The 24,405-nt window shown below is 63.7% G+C and carries 26 protein-coding genes and 1 tRNA gene; 2 read left to right on the top strand and 25 right to left on the bottom strand.

Going from position 1 to position 24,405, the window contains the following annotated elements; all coding sequences use genetic code 11:
* Positions 1 to 159 precede the first annotated feature (159 nt).
* From der to trmJ, 19 genes are all read right to left on the bottom strand, one after another.
* Entirely contained in the window at positions 160 to 1,623 is a 1,464-nt protein-coding gene (gene der / locus IX761_RS07540) for a ribosome biogenesis GTPase Der (RefSeq protein ID WP_194788982.1), read from the bottom strand.
* 117 nt (positions 1,624 to 1,740) lie between these two features.
* Complete coding sequence (gene bamB / locus IX761_RS07535; RefSeq protein ID WP_228533329.1) at positions 1,741 to 2,910, bottom strand: outer membrane protein assembly factor BamB; 1,170 nt, start codon at positions 2,908 to 2,910, stop codon at positions 1,741 to 1,743.
* Positions 2,885 to 3,523 carry a tetratricopeptide repeat protein gene (locus IX761_RS07530; protein WP_194788980.1) on the bottom strand — a complete coding sequence of 213 codons (639 nt, stop codon included), beginning with the start codon at positions 3,521 to 3,523 and terminating at the stop codon, positions 2,885 to 2,887. The genes bamB and IX761_RS07530 overlap by 26 nt, the downstream gene beginning before the upstream one ends.
* Before the next feature lie 38 nt (positions 3,524 to 3,561).
* Positions 3,562 to 4,851 (bottom strand): histidine--tRNA ligase, encoded by a 1,290-nt coding sequence (gene hisS / locus IX761_RS07525; RefSeq protein WP_194788979.1) that lies wholly within the window; start codon positions 4,849 to 4,851, stop codon positions 3,562 to 3,564.
* 24 nt (positions 4,852 to 4,875) lie between these two features.
* On the bottom strand, positions 4,876 to 5,985 hold the full coding sequence (gene ispG / locus IX761_RS07520; RefSeq protein WP_110993496.1) for a flavodoxin-dependent (E)-4-hydroxy-3-methylbut-2-enyl-diphosphate synthase: 1,110 nt from the start codon (positions 5,983 to 5,985) through the stop codon (positions 4,876 to 4,878).
* 3 nt (positions 5,986 to 5,988) lie between these two features.
* Entirely contained in the window at positions 5,989 to 7,029 is a 1,041-nt protein-coding gene (locus IX761_RS07515) for a RodZ domain-containing protein (RefSeq protein WP_194788978.1), read from the bottom strand.
* Positions 7,026 to 7,787, bottom strand: coding sequence for a type IV pilus biogenesis/stability protein PilW (gene pilW / locus IX761_RS07510; protein ID WP_194788977.1), 762 nt, complete (start codon positions 7,785 to 7,787; stop codon positions 7,026 to 7,028). Before pilW ends, IX761_RS07515 begins: the two co-directional genes overlap by 4 nt.
* A gap of 14 nt (positions 7,788 to 7,801) precedes the next feature.
* The gene (gene rlmN, locus IX761_RS07505; protein WP_194788976.1) at positions 7,802 to 8,944 is read right to left on the bottom strand and encodes a 23S rRNA (adenine(2503)-C(2))-methyltransferase RlmN; all 1,143 of its coding nucleotides are present in this window, start codon (positions 8,942 to 8,944) and stop codon (positions 7,802 to 7,804) included.
* 28 nt (positions 8,945 to 8,972) lie between these two features.
* Positions 8,973 to 9,398, bottom strand: coding sequence for a nucleoside-diphosphate kinase (gene ndk, locus IX761_RS07500; protein ID WP_008092560.1), 426 nt, complete (start codon positions 9,396 to 9,398; stop codon positions 8,973 to 8,975).
* An 89-nt stretch (positions 9,399 to 9,487) separates the two neighbouring features.
* The gene (gene iscX / locus IX761_RS07495; RefSeq protein WP_003257859.1) at positions 9,488 to 9,688 is read right to left on the bottom strand and encodes a Fe-S cluster assembly protein IscX; all 201 of its coding nucleotides are present in this window, start codon (positions 9,686 to 9,688) and stop codon (positions 9,488 to 9,490) included.
* A gap of 10 nt (positions 9,689 to 9,698) precedes the next feature.
* Entirely contained in the window at positions 9,699 to 10,040 is a 342-nt protein-coding gene (fdx, locus tag IX761_RS07490) for an ISC system 2Fe-2S type ferredoxin (protein WP_110735783.1), read from the bottom strand.
* Between the two features lie 3 nt (positions 10,041 to 10,043).
* Positions 10,044 to 11,906 carry a Fe-S protein assembly chaperone HscA gene (gene hscA, locus IX761_RS07485; RefSeq protein WP_194788975.1) on the bottom strand — a complete coding sequence of 621 codons (1,863 nt, stop codon included), beginning with the start codon at positions 11,904 to 11,906 and terminating at the stop codon, positions 10,044 to 10,046.
* 43 nt (positions 11,907 to 11,949) lie between these two features.
* Complete coding sequence (gene hscB / locus IX761_RS07480; protein WP_194788974.1) at positions 11,950 to 12,471, bottom strand: co-chaperone HscB; 522 nt, start codon at positions 12,469 to 12,471, stop codon at positions 11,950 to 11,952.
* An 8-nt stretch (positions 12,472 to 12,479) separates the two neighbouring features.
* Positions 12,480 to 12,803, bottom strand: coding sequence for an iron-sulfur cluster assembly protein IscA (iscA, locus tag IX761_RS07475; RefSeq protein WP_011532338.1), 324 nt, complete (start codon positions 12,801 to 12,803; stop codon positions 12,480 to 12,482).
* A 28-nt stretch (positions 12,804 to 12,831) separates the two neighbouring features.
* Positions 12,832 to 13,218: a Fe-S cluster assembly scaffold IscU gene (iscU, locus tag IX761_RS07470; RefSeq protein ID WP_007929523.1), complete on the bottom strand. Its 387-nt coding sequence runs from the start codon at positions 13,216 to 13,218 to the stop codon at positions 12,832 to 12,834.
* 46 nt (positions 13,219 to 13,264) lie between these two features.
* Positions 13,265 to 14,479, bottom strand: a complete 1,215-nt coding sequence (locus tag IX761_RS07465; RefSeq protein WP_194788973.1) for an IscS subfamily cysteine desulfurase — start codon at positions 14,477 to 14,479, stop codon at positions 13,265 to 13,267.
* Positions 14,480 to 14,522: 43 nt separating this feature from the next.
* On the bottom strand, positions 14,523 to 15,014 hold the full coding sequence (gene iscR, locus IX761_RS07460; protein WP_008092572.1) for a Fe-S cluster assembly transcriptional regulator IscR: 492 nt from the start codon (positions 15,012 to 15,014) through the stop codon (positions 14,523 to 14,525).
* Between the two features lie 168 nt (positions 15,015 to 15,182).
* Entirely contained in the window at positions 15,183 to 15,971 is a 789-nt protein-coding gene (gene cysE, locus IX761_RS07455; protein ID WP_194788972.1) for a serine O-acetyltransferase, read from the bottom strand.
* Between the two features lie 3 nt (positions 15,972 to 15,974).
* On the bottom strand, positions 15,975 to 16,745 hold the full coding sequence (gene trmJ / locus IX761_RS07450) for a tRNA (cytosine(32)/uridine(32)-2'-O)-methyltransferase TrmJ (RefSeq protein ID WP_194788971.1): 771 nt from the start codon (positions 16,743 to 16,745) through the stop codon (positions 15,975 to 15,977).
* A 151-nt stretch (positions 16,746 to 16,896) separates the two neighbouring features.
* Here trmJ and suhB point away from each other — a divergent pair, with 151 nt between their 5' ends.
* Positions 16,897 to 17,715 (top strand): inositol-phosphate phosphatase, encoded by an 819-nt coding sequence (gene suhB, locus IX761_RS07445; protein ID WP_194788970.1) that lies wholly within the window; start codon positions 16,897 to 16,899, stop codon positions 17,713 to 17,715.
* A 177-nt stretch (positions 17,716 to 17,892) separates the two neighbouring features.
* On the opposite strand, the gene IX761_RS07440 is transcribed toward suhB, so the two are convergent.
* The 6 genes from IX761_RS07440 to queA all read right to left on the bottom strand — a co-directional run bounded on the left by IX761_RS07440 (position 17,893) and on the right by queA (position 23,966).
* Positions 17,893 to 18,441: a glycine zipper 2TM domain-containing protein gene (locus IX761_RS07440; protein ID WP_194788969.1), complete on the bottom strand. Its 549-nt coding sequence runs from the start codon at positions 18,439 to 18,441 to the stop codon at positions 17,893 to 17,895.
* A gap of 121 nt (positions 18,442 to 18,562) precedes the next feature.
* Complete coding sequence (gene secF / locus IX761_RS07435; protein WP_194788968.1) at positions 18,563 to 19,471, bottom strand: protein translocase subunit SecF; 909 nt, start codon at positions 19,469 to 19,471, stop codon at positions 18,563 to 18,565.
* 10 nt (positions 19,472 to 19,481) lie between these two features.
* Complete coding sequence (gene secD, locus IX761_RS07430; RefSeq protein WP_194788967.1) at positions 19,482 to 21,344, bottom strand: protein translocase subunit SecD; 1,863 nt, start codon at positions 21,342 to 21,344, stop codon at positions 19,482 to 19,484.
* A gap of 64 nt (positions 21,345 to 21,408) precedes the next feature.
* Entirely contained in the window at positions 21,409 to 21,744 is a 336-nt protein-coding gene (gene yajC, locus IX761_RS07425) for a preprotein translocase subunit YajC (RefSeq protein WP_023629280.1), read from the bottom strand.
* A gap of 42 nt (positions 21,745 to 21,786) precedes the next feature.
* Positions 21,787 to 22,902, bottom strand: coding sequence for a tRNA guanosine(34) transglycosylase Tgt (gene tgt, locus IX761_RS07420; RefSeq protein ID WP_186554297.1), 1,116 nt, complete (start codon positions 22,900 to 22,902; stop codon positions 21,787 to 21,789).
* 14 nt (positions 22,903 to 22,916) lie between these two features.
* Positions 22,917 to 23,966 (bottom strand): tRNA preQ1(34) S-adenosylmethionine ribosyltransferase-isomerase QueA, encoded by a 1,050-nt coding sequence (gene queA, locus IX761_RS07415; RefSeq protein ID WP_194788966.1) that lies wholly within the window; start codon positions 23,964 to 23,966, stop codon positions 22,917 to 22,919.
* Positions 23,967 to 24,074: 108 nt separating this feature from the next.
* Between queA and IX761_RS07410 the strand changes: the two genes are divergently transcribed.
* Positions 24,075 to 24,159, top strand: a tRNA-Leu gene (locus IX761_RS07410).
* Positions 24,160 to 24,405 lie beyond the last annotated feature (246 nt).

Raw genomic sequence — 24,405 nt, 5'->3', positions numbered from 1 at the left:
CCGAGCATAGCGGATCAAGCAGTCAGGAAAAAGGTTGAAACAATAGGGGGATTGCGGTGGGTCAAAGGGCCCTATCGCCGGCAAGCCGGCTCCCACAGGTATTGTGGCTTGCGCACACCCTGTGGGAGCCGGCTTGGCGGCGAAGAAGCCAGCACGGAATCAGCGCTTGTCGCGGCGCTTCTTCTCGGCCTTCTTGTGGTGCGACATCAAGCGGCGCTTCTTGTTGACCTGACGATCGGTGAGGGTGTTCTTGTTGCCCTCGTACGGGTTCTCACCGCCCTTGTACTCGATGCGGATCGGCGTACCGACCAGCTTGAGCACGCGGCGGTAGGTGTTCTCCAGGTAACGCGAGTAGGAGTTGGGCACCTTCTCGGTCTGGTTGCCGTGGATCACGATCAGCGGCGGGTTGGCCCCACCCAGGTGGGCGTAGCGCAGCTTGATGCGGCGGCCGTTGACCAGCGGCGGCTGGTGCACGCTGATGGCGTCTTCGAGGATCTGCGTCAGGCGGCTGGTCGGCCAGCGGGTGACCGCCGACTTGAACGCGGCCTGCACCGACTTGTACAGGTTGCCAACGCCAGTGCCGTGCAGGGCGGAGATGAAGTGGATGTCGCAGAAGTCGACGAAGAACAGCCGGCGCTCCAGCTCGGTCTTGACGTAGTCGCGCTCGCCCGGCTCCATGCCGTCCCACTTGTTCAGGGCGATGACGATGGCGCGGCCCGCTTCCAGGGCGAAGCCCAGCAGGTTGAGGTCGTGGTCGACCACACCTTCGCGGGCGTCCATGACGAAGACCACCACGTTGGCGTCCTTGATCGCCTGCAGGGTCTTCACCACCGAGAACTTCTCGACTTCCTCGTGGATCTTGCCGCGCTTGCGCACACCGGCGGTGTCGATGAAGGTGTACTTCTCGCCATCACGCTCGAACGGGATGTAGATACTGTCGCGGGTGGTGCCCGGCTGGTCGTACACCACCACGCGCTCTTCGCCGAGCATGCGGTTGACCAGCGTCGACTTGCCCACGTTCGGGCGGCCGATGATGGCGATCTTGATGCCATCCTTCTCGCTCGGGCCAGGAATGCGCACGGCTTCTTCGCCTTCGGCGACATCCTGGTCGAGCGCTTCTTCATCTTCATCACGCGGAATATGGCCGAGCAGCGATTCCATCAGGGCGTTGATGCCGCGGCCCTGGGAGCCGGCCACCGGGATGGCGTTGCCCATGCCCAGCGGTGAGAACTCGGCGCGGGCAATGTCCGGGTCGATGTTGTCGATCTTGTTGGCCACCAGGATGGCCGACTTGTTCCGCTTGCGCAGGTGGTCGGCGATCATCTGGTCGGCGGCGGTCATGCCGGCGCGGGCATCGACCAGGAACAATACGTAGTCGGCTTCTTCGATGGCCATCAGCGACTGCTCGGCCATCTTCTCGTCCATGCCCACTTCGTCGCCGGTGATACCGCCGGTGTCGATGAGGATGTACGAGCGACCCTGCCAGCTGGCATCGCCGTACTGGCGGTCACGGGTCAGGCCCGACAGGTCGCCGACGATGGCATCGCGGGTCTTGGTCAGGCGGTTGAACATGGTGGATTTGCCGACGTTCGGGCGGCCCACCAGGGCGATTACGGGAACCATGCGGCTCTCCACTCTTGAATTCTTGAAAATGCAAAGGCCGCTGCAAGGCAGCGGCCGGAGTTCGGGCGGCGTTTCCTACGCCGCTACCTGAGCCCGCGAACGGGCTCAAGCATAGCTTCAGCGGATGGTCAGTGCCTCGAGCTTACCGCTGTTGCCGAAGACGTAGATGGTGTCGCCGACCACAAGTGGGCGGGCGCGCAGGCCATCGCTGTCGATACGTTCACGGCCGACGAAACGACCATCGACCTGGCTGAGCAGGTGCAGGTAACCCTCGAAGTCACCTACTGCCACGTAGCTGGAGTACACCTCGGGTGCCGACAGCTGACGACGGGCCATGCTGTCGTTGCTCCACAGGGCGCTGGAGGAGCGCTCGTCGACCCCTTCCACGGTGCCCGAAGCCAGGCTCACGTAGACGTTGCCGAAGCCCTGGGCGACGCCGACGTAGCTGCTGGCATCGCGCTGCCACAGCACACGGCCGCTTTCCAGGTCCAGGCCGGCGACGCGGCCTTGGTAGGTGCTGACGTACAGGGTGCCACCGGACAGCAGCAGGCCGCCGTCGATGTCCACCACGCGGTCCAGCTCGGAGCGACCTTGCGGGATGGCCACGCGGCTTTCCCACACCGGTACACCGTTGCTGATGTCTACCGCGACTACCTTGCCGGTGGACAGGCCGGCGATGGCCAGGCGGTTGGTGACGATCGGCGCACCGGTACCACGCAGGGTGAGCACGGCCGGGGTGTTCTCGTAGATCCAGCGACGGTCGCCAGTGGCGGCGTCGAGGCCGATCAGGCGGTCGTCCTGGGTTTGTACCACCACCACGTCGCCGTTGTTGGCGGGCGGTGCCAGCACTTCGCTGGTGACGCGCGAGCGCCAGCGTTCTTCGCCGGTGCTCGAATCCAGGGCGACGACCTCGCCCTTGAGGGTGCCCAGCATGACCAGGCCGTAACCGACGCCGACCGCGCCGGAAACCGGCAGCTCGAGGTCTTTCTTCCAGACCACGTCGCCGTCGAGGCGGTTGAGGGCGAACACCTTGCCGGTGACATCGGCGGCATAGATGCGGTCGTTCTCGATGGCCGGTACCAGGGTGTTGTAGGTTTCGCCCTGGCCGTCACCGATCGAACGGCTCCACTGCTTCTTGAGTACCACTTCCTCGGTGAACTTGGTCAGCTCGGCCGGGGGCAGTTCCTTCTTGCTGTTGCTGCTGCAACCCGCTGCCAGCACGGCAAGGGTGAGCACAGCTGCTGTTTTCCAACCCTTCACTTCAGGCGTCCCCTTTGGCCAGGTCATCCAGCTTCAGTTGCAGGCCACCGATCGCGGCGTCGTCGGACAGCGCGGCCTTGGCTTTTTCGTAGGCGCTGTGCGCGTCGTCGGCGCGGCCCAGTTGTACCAGCAGGTCGCCCTTGAGTTCTTCACGGCTGGCCTGGAAGGCCTTGTCGGTGTCGCCGTCGAGCAGCTTGAGGGCGTCTTCGGCCTTGTCCTGGGCGGCGAGCACACGGGCCAGGCGCTGGCGCGAGATTTCACCCAGCGTTGCGTCGGCCGGCTTGTCCATCACGCCCTTGAGCTCAGTGGCGGCGTCGTCGAGCTTGCCGCTCTCGACCGCGACCTTGGCCACGAACAGGCTACCGTACTGGGCATAGGCGCTGCCGCCAAACTCGCTCTTGAGCTTGCCGGACAGCTCGGCGACCTTGGTCGTGTCGGGCTTGCCGTCTGGGGTCAGCGAAGTTTCCAGCAGGGCCTGGTACAGCGCCGAGGCACCTTGCGCCTGGTTGGCCTGGTACTTGTGCCAGGTCTGCCAGCCCATCACCACCACGCCAGCCAGCAAGGCGCCGGTCAGCAGCGGCTTGCCGTTGCGGTTCCACCAGTCCTTGACGCCGGCCAGCTCATCATCGTTACTCGACACCCCAATACTCCTTTTCGCCTATTCGTTGTTGAACCGCGTTACGCCTGGGCGATCGCGGTTTCCAGGTGCTCGGCAAGAGCATCCCAGGCAATGTTCTGTTGTTCGCCCTGGCCACGCAGGGGCTTGACGCCGATTGCTTGCTTGGCCAGTTCGTCGTCACCGAGGATCAGGGCGAACAGCGCGCCGCTCTTGTCGGCTTTCTTGAACTGGCTCTTGAAGCTGCCGCCACCGGCGTTGACCGCCAGGCGCAGGCCCGGCAGACGGTCGCGCAGGCTCTCGCTCAGGCGCAGGCCGGCCAGCTCTGCTGGCTCGCCGAAGGCGCAGAGGTAGACGTCGATGGTGCGGCTGATCGACTCGGGCACCTTGCCCAGCGTTTCCAGCAGCAGGATCAGGCGCTCGATGCCCATGGCGAAACCGACGCCCGGCGTTGGTTTGCCGCCCATCTGCTCGACCAGGCCGTCGTAACGGCCACCGGCACAGACGGTGCCCTGGGCGCCGAGCTTGTCGGTGACCCACTCGAACACGGTCTTGCTGTAGTAGTCCAGGCCACGCACCAGCTTGGTGTTGATCACGAACGGAATGCCAGCGGCGTCGAGGCGGGCCTTGAGGCCTTCGAAATGCACGCGGGACTCTTCGTCGAGATAGTCCTCAAGCTTGGGCGCGCCGACCAGCACCGCCTGGGTGTTCGCATCCTTGCTGTCGAGGATGCGCAGCGGGTTGCTCTTCAGGCGGCGCTGGCTGTCTTCGTCCAGTTGCTCCAGGCGCGCCGAGAGATACTCGACCAGCGCCTCGCGGTAGCGCGCGCGGGCTTCGCTGGTGCCCAGGCTGTTGAGCTGCAGCTCGACCGCGTCCTGAATGCCCAGCAAGCCCCACAGGCGCCAGGTGAGCATGATCAGCTCGGCGTCGACGTCCGGGCCGTCGAGGTTGAACACCTCCACGCCGATCTGGTGGAACTGGCGGTAGCGGCCCTTCTGCGGGCGCTCGTGGCGGAACATCTGGCCGATGTACCAGAGCTTCTGCACCTGGCCATTGCCGGTGATGCCGTGCTCGAGCACCGCACGCACGCAGGCGGCGGTGCCTTCGGGGCGCAGGGTGAGCGAATCGCCGTTGCGGTCCTCGAAGGTGTACATCTCTTTTTCGACAATGTCGGTGACCTCACCGATCGAGCGCTTGAACAGCTCGGTGAACTCGACGATCGGCGTGCGGATCTGGCTGTAGCCGTAGCTGTCCAGCAGGCCGGCCACGGTGCCCTCGAAATAGCGCCACAGTGGCGACTGGTCGGGCAGGATGTCGTTCATGCCACGGATGGCTTGCAGCGATTTGCTCACGAAAAGTCCTTTCGAATCTGTCTGTCAGCCGCGGGCGATCAGCGCCGCGTCGGCCTCGGCCTTTTCGGCCGCTTTCTGGCGGATGAGCTTTTCCAGCTCGTCGACCAGGTTGTCGTTGTTCAGCTTCTGCGATGGCTTGCCATCGATGTAGATCAGGTTTGGCGTACCGCCGGTGAGGCCGACGTGCGCCTCCTTGGCTTCGCCCGGGCCGTTGACCACGCAACCGATCACCGCCACGTCCAGCGGTACCAGCAGGTCTTCCAGGCGCCCTTCCAGCTCGTTCATGGTCTTGACCACATCGAAGTTCTGCCGCGAGCAGCTCGGGCAGGCGATGAAGTTGATGCCACGCGAACGCAGGTGCAGCGACTTGAGGATGTCGTAGCCGACCTTCACTTCCTCGACCGGGTCGGCCGCCAACGAGATACGGATGGTGTCACCGATGCCTTCGGCCAGCAGCATACCGAGGCCGACGGCGGATTTCACCGTCCCCGAACGCAGGCCACCGGCTTCGGTGATACCCAGGTGCAGCGGCTGGATGATTTGCTTGGCCAGCAGGCGGTAGGCTTCGACGGCCATGAACACGTCGGAGGCCTTGACGCTGACCTTGAAGTCCTGGAAGTCGAGGCGGTCGAGGTGCTCGACATGGCGCAGCGCCGACTCGACCAGCGCGGCTGGGGTCGGTTCGCCGTACTTTTTCTGCAGGTCCTTTTCCAGCGAGCCGGCGTTGACGCCGATACGGATCGGGATGCCGCGGTCACGGGCGGCATCGACCACCGCGCGCACACGGTCTTCACGGCCGATGTTGCCTGGGTTGATGCGCAGGCAATCGACGCCCAGTTCAGCCACACGCAGGGCGATCTTGTAGTCGAAGTGGATGTCGGCGACCAGCGGCACGCTGACCAGTTTCTTGATCTTGCCGAACGCTTCGGCAGCGTCCATGTCTGGTACCGAGACGCGGACGATGTCCACGCCGGCATCGACCAGGCGCTGGATCTGCCCCACAGTGGCGGCGACGTCGTTGGTGTCGGTGTTGGTCATGCTCTGCACCGCGATGGGGGCATCGCCACCCACCGGCACATTGCCGACCCAGATTTTGCGGGATTCGCGACGTTTGATCGGAGATTCGCCGTGCATGACTTACTGTCCCAACTTCAGGCGAGCGGTTTCGCCACTGGTGAACGGGGCAACATCGACCGCCTGGCCGTTGTAGCTCACCTGGGCGCCCCGGGCGAAGCCCAGGCGCACCGAGAACGGTGGCTTGCCGGTCAGTTCCAGGTTGTCGCCCTTGCGCTTGATGGCGCTGAACAGCACCTTGCCGTTGCCGTCGGTGACCTGGGTCCAGCAATCGGCGGTGAACTGGATGTGAACGTTGGCGCTGCCGGCCGGGGCCGGTACGCTTGCAGCGGCGGGCGCCTGGGTAGTGGCCACTGGCGCAGCTGGCGTGGCCGCTACGACTACCGGGGCGACCGGCGCTGGCGCAGGGGCTGCTACGACCGGGGTGCTGGCCACCGGCGCAACCGGAGCTACCGTTGCGGCTGGCGCTGGAGCCGGTGCGGTGGTGCTAGCGGTCTCGGCCGGTGCTGGCGCGGTAACGGGCGCCTCTTCGCTGGCGGCCGGCTCCAGCGGCAATGCCTCGCTTTGAGGCTGCTGGGCTTCGCTGACGGCCTGGTCTTCCGGCTCGTCCAGCGGGTGAATCTGCGTGGTGCCGTCGGCGCTCTCGACTTCGACGTGCTCCAGGGCGATCTTGGCCAGGTCCTTGCCGCGCAGGCTGCCGTTGTCCTGCCACCAGAGGAAGCTGCCGCCGACCACCGCCACCAGCAGCACCAGGCTGACCACCCGCAGGATGTTGTGCGACAGGCGCACCGGCTCTTCGATACGGCCGAGCGCGTGCACTTCGCTACCCTTGGCGTGGGTGCCGGTGATCTGGTCGAAGGCTTCGACCAGTGGGGCCTGGTCCATGTCCATCAGCTTGGCGTAGGCACGGATGTAGCCACGGGCGAAGGTGTGCCCGGGCAGCTTGTCGAAGGCGCCGGTTTCCAGGTTGTTCAGCGAAGAGACCGTGAGGTTGAGCTTTCGAGCGACCTCGGCCTGGCTCCAGTCCCGCTTCTCGCGGGCCTGGCGCAAGACGTCACCGGGGTTCTGGCGAGTCGCTGCTACTTCTGTTTGCGCGGCTTTCATCGTTGCTCCGACAGGTATTGCTGATATTCCGGCGTACCGGGATAAAGTCGTTGTAATTGCTGGCCCAGCCGGGCCGCGGTGCCCTGTTCGTCGAGGGCGAGCGCCAGGCGCGTGCCCAGCAGCAGGCTGCGGGCGTTCTGGTCACTCAACTGGCTGAATCGATCGTAGTAGTCCCGGGCCGGCACATAATGCCTGTTTTCGTAGGACAACTCAGCCATTTCGAGCAAGGCCCTCGGTTGCCGCTGGTCGAGCCGCAGGGCCTTCTCCAGATATTCCTTTGCCTGCTCACCCTGGCCGAGCCTGAGCGCAGTCAGGCCAAGGTTCTCGTAGACCCGGGAGCGCTCAGGATACAGGGTATCGGCGGCGGCCTGGCGAAACATCGCCTGGGCTTCGCCAAACCGGCCCTGAGCATATAGGAAACTGCCGTAGTTGTTGCGGATTCGCGTGTCGTTTGGGCGGGCGGCCAGGGCTTTGTTGAAGTGCTGGTCGGCCAGTGCGGGTTCGCCCTCGGCCTGGAACACCAGCGCCAGCGCGGCATGAGCGTCGGCATCATCGCTGTCCAGGGCCAATGCCTTGACCAGCGGGGCCTTGGCCTGCTGGGTCAAGCCTTGTTGCAGGTAGCCCAGGCCCAACTGCACGTAGGCTCGCCCTGCTTCCTCACGCCCCTGGCGCGATGCCAGGGGATCGCCCGCGCCGCCAGACACGCAGCCGGCCAGCAGCGAAAGCGTGAGGATCGACAGCGCGGCGCGCAGGGTCATGGGGCGGCTGCTCGTCAGGGGCGCGCGGCGCTGTCTTGCGGCTCGTCGGCGGCAAGCTGGCGCACGGCGATGTAGCGTTCGCTGCGGCGGGTGCGGTCGTTGACCTGCCCGACCAGCTGGCCGCAGGCGGCATCGATGTCGTCACCGCGGGTGGTGCGGGTGGTGACGTTGAAGCCGCCGTGGTGCAGCAGGTCCTGGAAGCGACGGATGGCGTTGTTGCTCGGCCGCTCGTAGCCCGAGCGCGGGAACGGGTTGAACGGGATCAGGTTGATCTTGCATGGCACGTCGCGCAGCAGCTCGATCATCTGTGCAGCGTGCTCGGGCTGGTCGTTGACGTCCTTGAGCAGGGTGTACTCGATGGTGAGCACACGCTTGCCGCCGAGCGTGGACATGTAGCCCATGCACGACTCCAGCAGCATCTTCAGCGGGTACTTCTTGTTGATCGGTACCAGCTGGTTGCGCAGTTCGTCGTTGGGGGCGTGCAGCGACAGCGCCAGCGACACGTCGATGTGCTTGGCCAGCTCATCGATCATCGGCACTACGCCTGAGGTCGAAAGCGTGACGCGGCGTTTGGAGATGCCATAGCCCAGATCTTCCATCATGATCTTCATGGCGGCGATGACATTATCGAAATTCAGCAAGGGCTCGCCCATGCCCATCATGACCACGTTGGTGATGGCGCGGTCGATCTTGGCGGGGACGGTCCCGAAGGATTTGTTCGCAAGCCACACCTGGCCGATCACTTCGGCGGCGGTGAGGTTGCTGTTGAAGCCTTGCTTGCCGGTGGAGCAGAAGCTGCAGTCCAGGGCACAGCCGGCTTGCGACGATACGCACAGCGTACCGCGGTCATCGGTGGGGATGTAGACGGTCTCGACGCAGCTGCCGGAGGCAACGCGGACCACCCATTTACGGGTGCCGTCGGCGGAAATGTCTTCACTGACCACTTCCGGGCCCCGAATCTCGGCAACGGCCTCGAGCTTTTCGCGCAAGACCTTGCCGACATTGGTCATGGCGGCGAAATCATCGACGCCAAAATGGTGAATCCATTTCATCACCTGACCGGCGCGGAAGCGCTTCTCCCCGATTGAGTCGAAGAACTGTTCCATTTCCGCCAGGGTCAGCCCCAGCAGGTTGATCTTGCCAGTAGATGTCGTCATGGATTCACCCTCACCCGTAAGCTTTCGCTTAGCGAGTGGTTACCTCGGTAGCAGCGAAGAAGTAAGCGATTTCGCGAGCAGCAGCAGCTTCGGAGTCCGAACCGTGAACGGCGTTGGCGTCGATCGACTCGGCGAAGTCGGCGCGGATGGTGCCGGCAGCAGCTTCTTTAGGGTTGGTGGCGCCCATCAGCTCACGGTTCAGAGCGATGGCGTTTTCGCCTTCCAGAACCTGAACGACGACCGGGCCGGAAGTCATGAAGGCAACCAGGTCACCGAAGAAACCACGAGCGCTGTGCTCGGCGTAGAAGCCTTCGGCTTCGGCCTTGGACAGCTGCTTGATTTTCGAAGCGACGATTTTCAGGCCAGCTTCTTCGAAGCGAGTGGTGATCTTGCCGATGACGTTTTTGGCGACGGCGTCAGGCTTGATGATCGAGAAAGTACGTTGAACAGCCATGGAAAACTCCAGAAATATGAGTGTTGCGAAAAATTAAACCCGCGAATTATACGCGGGTTCCAGGGGATTGCCTAACCTGCAGCGTGCGCTCAGTCGGCTTCTTCGATCCAGGCCGCCTGGATGGCCTCGAGCACTTTCTCGCCGCCACGCGACGGATCGTCGCTGAACTCGGGCAGTGCCAGCACCCAGCGGTGCAGATCGACGAAATTCACGTAACGAGGATCGACCTCAGGCTTGCTTTCGGCAAGCTGGATGGCGATCTCAAGTACATCAATCCATTTCAAGCTCATGCGAAATACCTCAGTGCGGCGCTTCGGCGGCGTGGTTGAGCGAGTACTTGGGGATCTCGATGGTGAGGTCTTCATCGGCCACCACCACCTGGCAGCCCAGGCGCGACTGCGCTTCCAGGCCCCACGCCTTGTCCAGCATGTCTTCTTCCAGCTCGTCGGCCTCTTCGAGCGAGTCGAAGCCCTTGCGCACGATGCAGTGGCAGGTGGTGCAGGCCTTGACGCCGCCGCAGGCGCTTTCCATCTCGATGTGATGGTCGTGGGCCAGTTCCAGGATGTTGGTCCCGGCCGGCACTTCCACGGTCAGCCCCTCGGGGCAGAATTTTTCATGCGGCAGGAATGTCACCAGCGGCATCGGTTACTCCTCGATCTCATTCAGGTTGCGCCCGGCCAGTGCGGCTTTGACCGTCGAATCAAGGCGACGGGCGGCAAATGCATCGGTCACCTGCGACAGACGCTTGGTCTGTTGCTCGATGGCTGGGCCATCGGTGCCGGTCAGCAAATCACGTAGTTCCTGCATCTGGAATTCAATGGCTTCGCGCTCGTCGCTGCTGAGCAGGCGCTCGCCATCGGCGTCCAGGGCGCCCTGTACCGCTTCGAGCAGGCGCTCGCCGTCGACCTGGTGCTCGCGCAACTGGCGCGCCTGCTTGTCGGAGCCTGCGTGCTCGAAGGAATCCTTGAGCATGCGGGCGATCTCACCGTCGGTCAGGCCATAGGATGGCTTGACCTGGATGCTCGACTCCACGCCCGAACCCAGCTCGCGGGCGGCGACGCTGAGCAGGCCATCGGCGTCGACCTGGAAGGTCACGCGGATCTTCGCCGCACCGGCGACCATGGCCGGGATGCCGCGCAGCTCGAAACGGGCCAGCGAGCGGCAGTCGCTGATCAGCTCGCGCTCGCCCTGCAGCACGTGGATCATCATGGCCGACTGGCCGTCTTTATAAGTAGTGAATTCCTGGGCGCGGGCCACCGGAATGGTGGTGTTGCGCGGGATCACCTTTTCCATCAGCCCGCCCATGGTCTCAAGGCCGAGCGACAGCGGGATGACGTCGAGCAGCAACAGCTCGCCGCCTTCACGGCGGTTGCCGGCCAGGGTGTCGGCCTGGATGGCGGCGCCAATGGCGACCACCTGGTCCGGGTCGATGGAAGTCAGCGGAGAACGGCCAAACAGCGTGCCAACGGCTTCGCGCACACGCGGCACACGGGTAGAACCGCCGACCATCACCACCGCACCCACCTCCTCCAGCTCGATACCGCTGTCGCGCACGGCGCGGCGGCAGGCCTTGAGACTGCGGGCAATCATCGGCTCGATCATCGCCTCGAAGGCGGCGCGGGTCAGTTCGCCTTGCCAGGCGCCATGCTGAACGCTGACTACATCAGCATCGGTCAAGGCTTCCTTGGCCGCGCAGGCGGTTTGCAGCAGCAGGCGCTGAGTGGCGGGGTCGAGATCGGCGGACAGCCCGGCCTGCTCGATGATCCAGCCAGCAATGGCGTGGTCGAAATCGTCGCCCCCCAGGGCGGTGTCGCCACCGGTGGCCAGGACTTCGAAGACGCCAGCGGTCAGGCGCAGGATGGAAATATCGAAGGTGCCGCCACCCAGGTCGAAGATCGCCACGACGCCTTCGGCGTTCTGGTCCAGGCCATAGGCTACGGCAGCAGCGGTTGGCTCATTGAGCAGGCGCAGCACATTGAGGCCGGCCAACTTGGCGGCGTCCTTGGTGGCCTGGCGCTGGGCGTCGTCGAAATACGCAGGGACAGTGATCACCGCGCCTACCAGCTCACCGCCGAGGGTCTCTTCGGCACGGGTACGCAGCACCTTGAGGATGTCGGCCGACACTTCCACTGGGCTCTTCGGCCCCTGGACGGTGTCGATGAACGGCATGTGCGACTCACCACCGACGAAGCGGTACGGCAACTGCTCGCCGAGCTGCTTGACGTCCGCCAGGCCACGCCCCATCAGGCGCTTGACCGAGACGATGGTGTTGAGCGGGTCGCTGGGCGCAGCCTCGCGCGCGCTCAGCCCCACATCGATACCGTTAGCCAGGTAGCGCACCGCGGAGGGCAGGATGACCCGGCCCTGGGCATCGGGCAGCGGTTCGCTGCGCCCGCTGCGCACGGCGGCGACGAGAGAATTGGTGGTGCCCAGGTCGATGCCCACCGCCAGGCGGCGCTGGTGCGGCTGGGGGCTCTGACCGGGTTCGGCGATCTGCAGTAGGGCCATGCTTATCTGAGTACCTTAGGCGTCGTCACGGGCGATGCCGGGGTTAATCGTCGAGGCGCTCTTCGAGTTGGCGCACTTCTTGGGCGAGCTTGTCGAGGAATTGCATGCGGCGCATCAGGCGCTCGGCCTGTTCGCGCTCGGCTGCAACATCCCAGCAGGCGGCGAAATCGTCGTTGAGCGTGTCCTGGGCGGCCTTGAGCCGTTTCTTGAACACGGCCACGCCGTCGAGGTCGGCTTCGTCCTGCAGCTCTTCGAGCTCTTCGCGCCACTGCATCTGCTGCAACAGGAAGCCCGGGTCGTGCACGGTGACTTCCTGGGGCACTTCATGGCCACCGATGGCCAGCAGGTAACGGGCACGGCGCGGTGCGCTGCGCAAGGTCTGGTAGGCGTCGTTGAGGGCCGCCGACTTTTCCAGGGCTACGCGCTGCTCGCGCTCGGAGGCATCGGCGAAGCGATCCGGATGGACCTCGCGGGCCAGCTCGCGGTAGCGAGTGGCCAGTTTGTCGAGGTCCAGGCGAAAGCTCGGTTGCAGGTCAAACAGTGCGTAATGACAAGGAGTACCCACGGCCAGCCTCAAACGTTGAAGCTTTCGCCGCAGCCACATTCACCGCGCACGTTGGGGTTGTTGAACTTGAAGCCTTCGTTCAACCCTTCCTTGACGAAGTCCAGCTCGGTGCCGTCCAGATACACCAGGCTTTTCGGGTCGATGATGACCTTCACGCCATGGTTTTCGAACACCTGGTCTTCTTCGGCCAGCTCGTCGACGAACTCCAGCACGTAGGCCAGGCCCGAGCAGCCGGTGGTGCGCACGCCCAGGCGAATACCCTCACCCTTGCCGCGCCCGTCGAGGGAGCGGCGAATGTGGTTGGCGGCGGCTTCTGTCATGCTGATAGCCATCGGAACTCCTTACCTTGCGTCAGGCGGCTTAGATCAAGCCTTTCTTCTGCTTGTAGTCGCGAACGGCAGCCTTGATGGCGTCTTCGGCGAGCACGGAGCAGTGGATCTTGACCGGCGGCAGCGCCAGCTCTTCAGCCAGCTGGGTGTTCTTGATGGTCTCGGCCTCGTCGAGCGTTTTGCCCTTCATCCACTCGGTGGCGAGGGAGCTGGAGGCGATGGCCGAACCGCAGCCGTAGGTCTTGAACTTGGCGTCTTCGATGATGCCTTGCTCGTTGACCTTGATCTGCAGACGCATCACGTCACCGCACGCAGGGGCGCCGACCATGCCGGTACCGACATCCGGGTCCTCGGCGTTCATCTTGCCGACGTTGCGTGGGTTTTCGTAGTGGTCGATGACCTTTTCACTGTATGCCATGGTGCAATTCCTTCCTCATCAGGGAGCCGCTCTTGCCGGCGACTGCTTAGTGGGCGGCCCACTCGATCTTGGAGATGTCGACGCCGTCTTTGTACATGTCCCACAGCGGCGACAATTCGCGCAGCTTGTTCACCGCCTCGCAGACTTTCTGCGCGGCGTAGTCAACTTCTTCTTCGCTGGTGAAGCGGCCGAAGGAGAAGCGGATCGAGCTGTGCGCCAGTTCGTCGTTGCGGCCCAGGGCGCGCAGGACGTAGGACGGCTCGAGGGATGCGGAGGTGCAGGCCGAACCGGACGAAACGGCGATGTCCTTGAGCGACATCAGCAGCGACTCGCCTTCGACGTAGTTGAAGCTCAGGTTCAGGTTGTGCGGCACGCGGGCGGTCTGGCTGCCGTTGACGTACAGCTCTTCGAGGTCCGAGACCTGCTTGAAGAAGCGGTCGCTCAGGGCCTTGATGCGTGCGTTCTCGCTGGCCATTTCCTGCTTGGCAATAGCGAAGGCTTCGCCCATGCCGACGATCTGGTGGGTCGGCAGGGTGCCCGAACGCATGCCGCGCTCATGGCCACCGCCGTGAATGATGGCTTCCAGGCGTACACGCGGCTTGCGGCTGACGTACAGCGCGCCGATACCCTTGGGGCCATAGACCTTGTGCGCCGAGAACGACATCAGGTCGACTTTCAGCTTTTGCAGGTCGATCTCGACCTTGCCGGCCGACTGTGCGGCATCGACGTGGAACAGCACGCCGCGCGCGCGGGTCAGTTCACCGATGGCGGCGATGTCGTTGATCGAGCCGACTTCGTTGTTCACGTGCATCAGCGAGACCAGGATGGTGTCGTCGCGCAGGGCGGCTTCGACCATGGCGGGGGTGACGATGCCGTCTTCGCCCGGTTCCAGGTAGGTGACTTCGAAACCTTCACGCTCGAGCTGGCGAGCGGTGTCCAGGACCGCCTTGTGCTCGATCTTGGAGGTGATGATGTGCTTGCCCTTGGTCTGATAGAAGTGCGCAACGCCCTTCAACGCCAGGTTGTCGGACTCGGTGGCACCGCTGGTCCAGACGATCTCGCGCGGGTCGGCGTTGATCAGCTCGGCGACCTGGCGACGGCCGTTCTCGACGGCTTCTTCGGCTTTCCAGCCGAACACGTGGGAACGCGAGGCCGGGTTACCGAAGTTCCCGTCGACCAGCAGGCAGTCGGCCATCTTCTGGGCGACGCGGGGATCGACCGGGGTGGTCGCGGAGTAATCGAGGTAGATCGGCAACTTCATTGAGTATCTCCTATCAGGCGTTGGCGCCGCTTATCGCTGCATGTCAGTCGACGGCGGACGTCTCAATCTTGTCCAGCTGGGCGGTACGACCGGCGACACGGCGCAGGTCCTGACGCTGGGCGACTTCCTGCACCTCACGGCGCATGACGAGGTCGGCCAGGCTGATGCCGCTGAGGAATTCGTGGATTTGCTGGCTCAGGTCGCACCACAGGTGGTGAGTCAGGCAGGTATCACCGGCGTGGCAATCCCCCAGCCCCTGGCAACGGGTGGCATCGACCGATTCGTTGACCGCATCGATGACCTGGGCCACCTGGATGGTTTCCATGCCCCGCGACAGCTGGTAGCCGCCGCCCGGGCCGCGAACGCTGGATACCAGGCTGCTGCGGCGCAGCTTGGCGAACAGCTGCTCCAGATAAGAGAGGGAAATGCCCTGGCGCTCGGAAATATCGGCCAAAGACACCGGCCCATGCTGCGCGTGCAACGCCAGGTCGAGCATGGCGGTCACGGCGTATCGGCCTTTGGTAGTCAGTCGCATGGCGTATGGGTACCACGGGAGTTACAGGATGTGTGCGAGTATGCGATTCCCGAGCATTTAAGTCAACTATAAGACCTAGTGCTTTAGTCGGGTATGCATGCGGGAGGCGGCCGCGAGTGTAGCAGACAAGGGGCGTGAGCACACGCCCCTTGTGTCGGGCCGGCGCGATCAGTGCGCCTGGGTGTCGCCTTGCTTGGCTTTGGCGCAGGCCTCGGCGAAATCGTCGTCGGGCAGCGCCGGCAGGTCCTTGGCACAGTAGTCACTGCCCATCCTGGTCAGCGCCCCACACATCCCCTCCAGGCGCTCGTCGACTGCCTGCAGGTGGTCGAGCATCTGGCCGATGGCGCGAGCCACCGGGTCGGGCATGTCGCCGCTGACACCGTAGGCGTCGAAGCCGATCTTCTCGGCCATGGCCTTGCGCTTGGCTTCGACGGCATCATCCTCGCTCTTAACGATGATCCGCCCGGGAATGCCCACCGCGGTGGCACCGGCCGGCACCGCCTTGGTCACCACGGCATTGGAGCCGATCTTGGCGCCAGCGCCGACGGTGAACGGGCCCAGCACTTTCGCACCCGCCCCCACCACCACGCCGTTTTCCAGGGTCGGATGACGCTTGCCTTTGTTCCAGCTGGTGCCGCCCAACGTCACACCCTGGTACAGCGTGACGTCGTCACCGATCTCGGCGGTCTCGCCAATGACGATGCCCATGCCATGGTCGATGAAGAAGCGCCGGCCGATAGTCGCGCCGGGATGGATCTCGATACCGGTCATCCAGCGACCGAAGTTCGACACCAGGCGCGCCAGCCATTTGAAGTCACGCTTCCACAATGCGTTGCCCAGGCGGTGCAGCCAGATGGCATGCATGCCCGGGTAGCAGGTCAGTACTTCAAAGGCGTTGCGCGCCGCCGGGTCACGATGGAAAACGCTCTGGATATCTTCACGCAGACGCTCGAACATCTTTCAGTCCTTCCGTTTATGCGGCTCGCCCCGGACGACTTTCTGGGTCTCGGTGAGGATGCCGCGCAAAATGCTCATTTCCGAACGATTGACCGAGCTGCGCCCATACAGCCGGCGCAGGCGCGGCATCAGGTGCTTGGGCTTCTCGGGGTCGAGGAAGCCGATGTCCACGAGCGTCTTCTCCAGGTGCTCGTAGAACAGCTCCATTTCGTCCATGGTCGCCAGCTCGTTGCTGCGCAGCGAGTTGGCATCGAACTTCTCGACTTTCGAGGGCTCGCCCTCGGCGGCTAGCCAGGCCATGCGCACCTCATAGGCGAGCACCTGGACAGCGGCAGCCAAATTCAGCGAACTGAAGTCGGGGTTCGAAGGAATGTGCACGTGGAAGTGACATCGTTGCAGTTCTTCGTTGGTCAGACCGGCGTGTTCGCGGCCGAACACCAGGGCGATCTCTTCGCCGCCACGGGCGTGCTCCACGGCCTTGGCCCCGCACTCGCGCGGGTCGATCAGCGGCCAGGGGATGCTGCGTTCACGGGCGCTGGTGCCCATGACCAGGCTGCAACCGACCAGCGCGTCTTCGAGGCTGTCGACGACCTGGACGTTGGCCAGGATGTCGTCGGCGCCCGAGGCGCGCGCGGTGGCATCGCCAGACGGGAACTCTTTTGGCTGCACCAGCACCAGGCGCGACAGGCCCATGTTTTTCATGGCACGCGCAGCGCCGCCGATGTTGCCGGGGTGGCTGGTATTGACCAGAACAACACGAATATTCTGCAACAAGGTGTTGAGCTCACGGATACAGAGGAAGGGGCAATCGATCTTACAGAACCGACGGGCGTAACGCCACGAATGCGCATCTCACCCTTCTGCCGTCGCGGAATTCTGATAGACTATGCGGCTTTCCTCTTTAACATCCCCAGGTGAAACGCCCATGCAGCCTATGCTGAATATCGCCCTGCGCGCCGCTCGCAGCGCCAGTGAACTGATTTTCCGCTCCATCGAACGCCTGGATAGCATCAAAGTCGACGAAAAGCAGGCCAAGGACTACGTGTCCGAGGTCGATCGCGCCGCTGAGAAGGTCATCGTAGAGGCCCTGCGCAAGGCCTACCCGAACCACTCCATCCAGGGTGAAGAGACCGGCCTGCACGCCGGCTCCGGTGAAGAAGGCAAGGACTACCTGTGGATCATCGACCCGCTCGATGGCACCACCAACTTCCTGCGTGGCATTCCTCACTTCGCCGTCAGCATCGCTTGTAAATACCGTGGCCGCCTCGAGCACGCGGTAATTGTCGACCCGGTGCGCCAGGAAGAATTCACCGCCAGCCGTGGCCGCGGCGCCCAGGTCAATGGCCGTCGCCTGCGCGTCAGCTCGCGCACCAGCCTGGAAGGCGCCCTGCTGGGCACCGGTTTCCCGTTCCGTGACAACCAGATGGCTGACATGGACAACTACCTGGGCATGTTCCGCGCACTGACCGGCCAGACCGCCGGCATCCGCCGCGCTGGCTCCGCCAGCCTGGACCTCGCCTATGTTGCCGCCGGCCGCTTCGACGCCTTCTGGGAGTCGGGCCTGTCCGAGTGGGACATGGCCGCAGGCGTGCTGCTGATCCAGGAAGCGGGTGGCCTGGTGAGCGACTTCAACGGTGGCCACGACTTCCTCGAGAAGGGCCATATCGTCGCCGGCAACATCAAGTGCTTCAAGGCCGTGCTGACCGCCATCCAGCCGCACCTGCCGGAATACATGAAGCGCTAAGCGCCCAGTGCATCGAGCATAAAAAAAGCACCCCACGGGGTGCTTTTTTTATGCTCGATGCACTGCCGTGGGAGCGGGCTTGCCCCGCGATGGCGTCGACGCAAACTGCGCACTGCCCGCCCGAACGCTATCGCGGGGCAAGCCCGCTCCCACGACGCTGCGCTAGAAGCGCGGCTTTTACTGCCCTGCCTGATTCTGCCCAAGCACCAGCTTGCCATTCTTGTCCAACGGGATGGTCGAGCCCGGCTCGTGGTCCATCTTCACCTTGCCCACCTGATCACCAATGGAATAGGTCACGTTGTAGCCCACCACCTTCTCGCTGATGTCATTGACCGTGTTGCAGCGGGTTTGCGTGGTGGTATAGGTGTCACGCTCCTGCATGCCTTCCTGCACCTTGTTACCGGCATAACCGCCACCCACGGCACCCGCCACGGTAGCGATCTTCTTGCCGGTGCCACCACCAATCTGGTTGCCCAGCAGGCCACCGGCGATGGCACCGACCACGGTACCGGCGATCTGGTGCTGGTCCTTGACCGGCGCCTGACGCGTGACCGCGACATCCTTGCAGACCTCGCGCGGTGTCTTCACCTGCTGCTTGATCGGCTGCACGTCGGTGACCTGGGCGTATTCAGGCCCCTTGTTCACCAAGCTGTAGGTCGCCACAGCACCTCCGGCGGTCACACCGACAGCACCCAGTACCGCACCCACCAGCATTGATTTGTTCACGTGAACCTCCTGATCTTCCTTGCGGGTTCCAGCCCGCCTTCTTCCCAGCCTTGGAGCAAAAAAAAAGGCGCGAGTTCAACACTCGCGCCTTTGTTTGCGCCGAACGGCGCGGGACGATGGCTTACGGCCGCTCGTCCACACCGTCGGTCTTGGCCGGCGGGATCAGGTCTTCGCTGCTCAGGTTCAGCCAGATCAGCACCACGTTGGCGATGTAGATCGACGAGTAGGTACCTGCCATGACACCGATGAACAGCGCCAGGGAGAAGCCGAACAGGTTGTCGCCACCGAAGAACAGCAGCGCAGCGATCGCCAGCAAGGTCGACACCGACGTCGCCACGGTACGCAGCAAGGTCTGGGTGGTCGAGATGTTGATGTTGTCGATCAGCGACGCCTTGCGCAGCACGCGGAAGTTTTCGCGCACCCGGTCGAACACGACGATGGTGTCGTTGAGCGAGTAGCCGATGATCGCCAGCACCGCCGCCAGCACCGTCAGGTCGAAGGTGATCTGGAAGAACGACAGGATACCGAGGGTGACCACCACGTCGTGGATCAGCGAGATGATGGCACCAACCGCGAACTTCCACTGGAAGCGGAACGCCAGGTAGATAAGGATGCCACCCAGTGCGAGGAGCATGCCCAGGCCGCCCTGGTCGCGCAGCTCTTCACCCACCTGCGGGCCGACGAACTCGACACGCTTGACCGTGGCCGGGTTGTCGCCGCCGATCTTCTGCAGCGCCTCGGCCACACGGTTACCCAGTTGCGGGTCATCGCCCGGCATGCGCACCAGCAGGTCGGTGGTGGCGCCAAAGCTCTGCACCACCGCCTCGTGGAAGCCGGAGCTGACCAGCTCGGTACGCACCTTCTCCAGGTCCGCCGGGCGCTCGTAGGTGAGCTCGATCAGCGTACCGCCGGTGAAGTCCAGGCCGAAGTTCAGGCCCTTGTGCCACCAGCTGAACAGGGCCAGCACGGTGAGGAGCACGGTAATGGCGAACGCAACATTGCGCACGCCCATGAAATTGATGGTTTTCATCGCAGCTCCCTCAAACCCACAGCTTCTTGATGTCACGCCCGCCGCAGGTCAGGTTGACCAGTGCACGGGTCACCATTACAGCGGTGAACATCGAGGTGAAAATCCCGAGGGACATGGTGACCGCGAAGCCTTTGACCGGGCCGGTGCCCATGGCGAACAGGATGCCGCCGACCAGCAGGGTGGTCAGGTTGGCGTCGACGATCGCCGAGTAGGCGCGGTTGAAGCCTTCGTGGATAGCGCGCTGCACCGACATGCCGGCGGCGATTTCCTCGCGGATACGCGAGAAGATCAGCACGTTGGCGTCTACCGCCATACCCATGGTCAACACGATACCGGCGATACCCGGCAGCGTCAGCGTGGCCCCCAGCAGCGACATCAGCGCCAGCAGCAGGACCATGTTGCCCGCCAGGGCGATGGTGGCCAGCACGCCGAAACCGCGGTAGATGGCGATGATGAACAGCGACACGAACAGCATGCCCCACAGCGAGGCATCGATACCCTTGGTGATGTTGTCGGCACCCAGGCTCGGACCGATGGTGCGTTCTTCAGCGAAGTACATCGGCGCGGCCAGGCCACCGGCACGCAGCAGCAGGGCCAGCTCGGAGGACTCGCCCTGGCCGTTCAGGCCGGTGATGCGGAACTGGCTGCCCAGCGGCGACTGGATGGTCGCCAGGCTGATGATCTTCTTCTCTTCCTTGAAAGTCTGGATCGCCACGTCTTTTTCGACGCCGCCGACGGTCTGCTTCTCGTAGCGGGTCATCGGCTTCTGCTCGATGAAGATCACCGCCATGCTGCGCCCGACGTTGCTGCGGGTGGCGCGGCTCATCAGCTCGCCACCATGGCCGTCGAGGCGGATGTTCACCTGCGGGCGACCGTGCTCATCGAAGCTGGCCTGGGCGTCGGTCACCTGGTCACCGGTGATGATCAGGCCGCGCTCTACCGGGGCGGAGCGGCCGCCTTCGCGGAACTCGAACACCTCGGTGGTGGCTTTGGACGCGCCCGGCTCGGCACCGAAGCGGAACTCCAGGTTGGCGGTCTTGCCGAGGATACGCTTGGCTTCGGCGGTGTCCTGCACGCCCGGCAGCTCGACCACGATGCGGTTGGCGCCCTGGCGCTGCACCAGCGGTTCGGCCACACCCAGCTCGTTCACCCGGTTGCGAACGGTGGTCAGGTTCTGCTTGATGGAGTATTCGCGGATCTCGGCGACCTTGGCCTGGGTGAGCGCCAGGCGCAGCACGGCGATATCGCTGCGCTCGGTGGTGGTCAGGTCGAAATCATTGAAATTCTTGCGGATCAGGCTGCGAGCCTGTTCGCGGGTTGCATCGTCAGCGAAGCCCAGCATGATGCCGCCATCCTGCTGAGGCAGGCTGCGGTAGCGGATGCGCTCTTTGCGCAGGAGGGTCTTGACCTCACCTTCGTAGACTTTCATGCGCGCGGTCATGGCCTTGTCCATGTCCACTTCCAGCAGGAAGTGCACACCACCGGACAGGTCCAGGCCCAGCTTCATCGGGCTGGCACCCAGGTTGCGCAGCCACTGCGGGGTGGTCTGGGCCAGGTTCAGGGCCACGACGTAGTCGTCACCCAAGGTCTTGCGCGCCACATCCTTGGCCGGCAGCTGGTCTTCCTGGTTGGTCAGGCGCACCAGCGCACTGCCCTTCTCGCCCAGGTTGCCGCCTTTGACGGTGATGCCGGCATCGGTCAGCGCCTTGGTGACGCGATCGAGGTCGGCCTGGCTGACATGCAGCGCGGAGCTGGCGCCGCTGATCTGCACCGCCGGGTCATCCGGGTAGAGGTTGGGTGCGGAATAAATGAAGCCGACCGCCAGTACCACCACGATCAGCAGGTATTTCCACAGAGGGTATTTGTTCAGCATCACGCCGCCCGTTCAAGACGCGGGGCGCTTTGCGCGCCCCGACTGGAAAAATGAAACCGGTAACTCAGATAGCCTTGAGCGTACCTTTTGGCAGGGTCGCGGCAATGGCGCCCTTCTGGAACTTCAGCTCGACATTGTCCGACACTTCCAGGACCACGAAGTCATCGGCAACCTTGACGATCTTGCCAGCGATGCCGCCGTTGGTGACAACTTCGTCACCTTTTTGCAAGTTGCTCAGCAGGTTCTTCTGCTCTTTGGCGCGCTTGGCCTGCGGGCGCCAGATCATCAGGTAGAAGATGACCAGGAAACCAACCAGGAAGATCCACTCGAAACCGGTACCGGCTGGGCCGGCGGCGGGGGCTGCTGCGTCCGCGTAGGCGGCGGGGATAAAGAAGCTCATTGGGCTCTCCTAATGGAATTTTCTAATAATGGATGCGAACAATCAGTCCAAAGGCGGGACGGGAAGCCCGCGCTTGGCGTAGAAGGCGTCGACAAAGGCGGCCAATTTACCCTGTTGAATAGCCTCGCGTAAACCGGCCATCAAGCGCTGGTAATGGCGCAAGTTGTGGATGGTATTCAGCATGCTGCTCAACATTTCGCCGCACTTGTCCAGGTGGTGCAGGTAGGCGCGGGAGAAGTTGGTGCAGGTGTAGCAATCGCAGGTCGGATCCAGCGGCGAATCATCGTGGCGATGGAACGCGTTACGGATCTTGATCACCCCTGTGTCGATGAACAGATGGCCGTTGCGCGCATTGCGCGTGGGCATCACGCAGTCGAACATGTCGACGCCGCGGCGCACACCCTCTACAAGATCTTCCGGCTTGCCTACCCCCATAAGGTAACGAGGTTTGTCAGCCGGCATCTGCGCCGGCAGGTAGTCCAGCACCTTGATCATCTCGTGCTTGGGCTCGCCCACCGACAGGCCGCCGATGGCCAGGCCATCGAAGTCGATGTTGACCAGCGCTTCCAGCGAGCGCATGCGCAGGTCTTGATACATGCCACCCTGGACGATACCGAACAGCGCCGCGGTGTTGTCGCCGTGGGCGTTCTTCGAGCGCTGGGCCCAGCGCAGCGACAGCTCCATCGAGGTGCGCGCCACATCGTGCTCGGCCGGGTACGGCGTGCACTCGTCGAAGATCATCACGATGTCCGAACCCAGGTCGCGCTGCACCTGCATGGACTCTTCAGGGCCCATGAACACTTTCGAGCCGTCAACGGGCGATGCGAAGGTCACCCCTTCCTCCTTGATCTTGCGCATGGCGCCCAGGCTGAACACCTGGAAACCACCGGAATCAGTGAGGATAGGGCCTTTCCATTGCATGAAATCGTGCAGGCCGTTGTGCTTCTTGATCACCTCGGTGCCCGGGCGCAGCCACAGGTGGAAGGTGTTGCCGAGGATGATCTCGGCGCCGATGGCCTCGATGTCGCGTGGCAGCATGCCCTTGACCGTGCCATAGGTGCCCACCGGCATGAACGCCGGGGTTTCCACGGTGCCACGGGGGAAGGTCAGCCGACCACGACGGGCCTTGCCGTCGGTGGCCAGTAGTTCGAACGACATTCGACAGGTGCGACTCATGCTTGATCCTCTGGGCCGCGTGGCGCCGGATTGCGGGTGATGAACATGGCATCACCGTAACTGAAGAAGCGGTAACCGTTGTCGACCGCCGCCTGGTAGGCGGCCATGGTCTCGGGGTAACCGGCGAAGGCCGAGACCAGCATCAGCAGCGTGGACTCCGGCAGGTGGAAGTTGGTGACCAGGCAATCGACCACATGGAAGGGCCGGCCCGGGAAGATGAAGATGTCGGTGTCGCCGCTGAACGCCTTGAGCACGCCATCGCGCGCCGCGCTTTCCAGCGAACGCACGCTGGTGGTACCCACGGCGATCACCCGGCCACCACGGGCGCGGCAGGCCTCGACCGCGTCGACCACGTCCTGGCTCACTTCGAGCCATTCTTTGTGCATGGTGTGGTCTTCGATCTTGTCGACCCGCACCGGCTGGAAGGTACCCGCCCCCACATGCAGGGTGACGAAGGCACGTTCCACGCCCTTGGCGGCGATCTTTTCCAGCAGCGCCTCATCGAAGTGCAGGCCGGCGGTGGGCGCGGCCACGGCACCGGCGCGCTGTGCGTAGACGGTCTGGTAGCGCTCGCGGTCGGCGCCCTCGTCGGGGCGGTCGATATACGGCGGCAGCGGCATATGGCCGACGCGTTCGAGCAACGGCAGCACCTCTTCGCTGAAGCGCAGCTCGAACAGGGTGTCGTGGCGGGCGACCATCTCGGCTTCGCCGCCGCCGTCGATGAGAATCTGCGTGCCCTCTTTCGGCGCCTTGCTGGCACGCACATGGGCCAGCACGCGGTGGCTGTCCAGCACCCGCTCGACCAGCACTTCCAGCTTGCCGCCAGAGGCTTTCTGGCCAAACAGCCGCGCCGGGATCACCCGGGTGTTGTTGAACACCATCAGGTCGCCGGGGCGCAGGTAGTCGAGCAGGTCGGTGAACTGCTGGTGGGCCAGCGCCCCGCTGGGGCCGTCGAGCACGAGCAGGCGGCTGCCGTGACGCTCGGCCAGGGGGTGGCGGGCGATGAGGGAGTCTGGGAGTTCGAAGGAGAAATCGGCGACGCGCATGATGATGTTCGGTTCGACAGGGCCGGGAAGTTTAGCCCAATGCATGAAAATTGACCATGAAAGCCGATTGACCGCCCTAGGCGACCTCTCTATACTGCGGCGCCACAAGCCCTGATGGCGGAATTGGTAGACGCGGCGGATTCAAAATCCGTTTTCGAAAGGAGTGGGAGTTCGAGTCTCCCTCGGGGCACCAAGATCCAGAAAAAACCGACCTTATGGTCGGTTTTTTTGTGCCTGGAAGAATGTGCCTGTTGCGTACGAGCGGCGCCGTCTTCGATTAGAGCAATCTGTGGTGTATGACCTGCAATGGCGTCATCGCCGGCTCCCGCAGGCACACCTCAAGTCTTGAGAATTACGCGGTCAGGGTGGGAGCAACTGCCTTGCTCACAACTTAAAGACCTGGCGCGATCCCTGTGGGAGCGGGCTTGCCCGCGAACAC

The organism is Pseudomonas sp. UFMG81 (genome assembly GCF_015354575.1).
In the GTDB taxonomy this organism is placed as follows: domain Bacteria; phylum Pseudomonadota; class Gammaproteobacteria; order Pseudomonadales; family Pseudomonadaceae; genus Aquipseudomonas.
The sequence above is the reverse complement of the archived record's forward strand: the minus strand, read 5'-3'. Positions and strand labels throughout refer to the sequence as shown.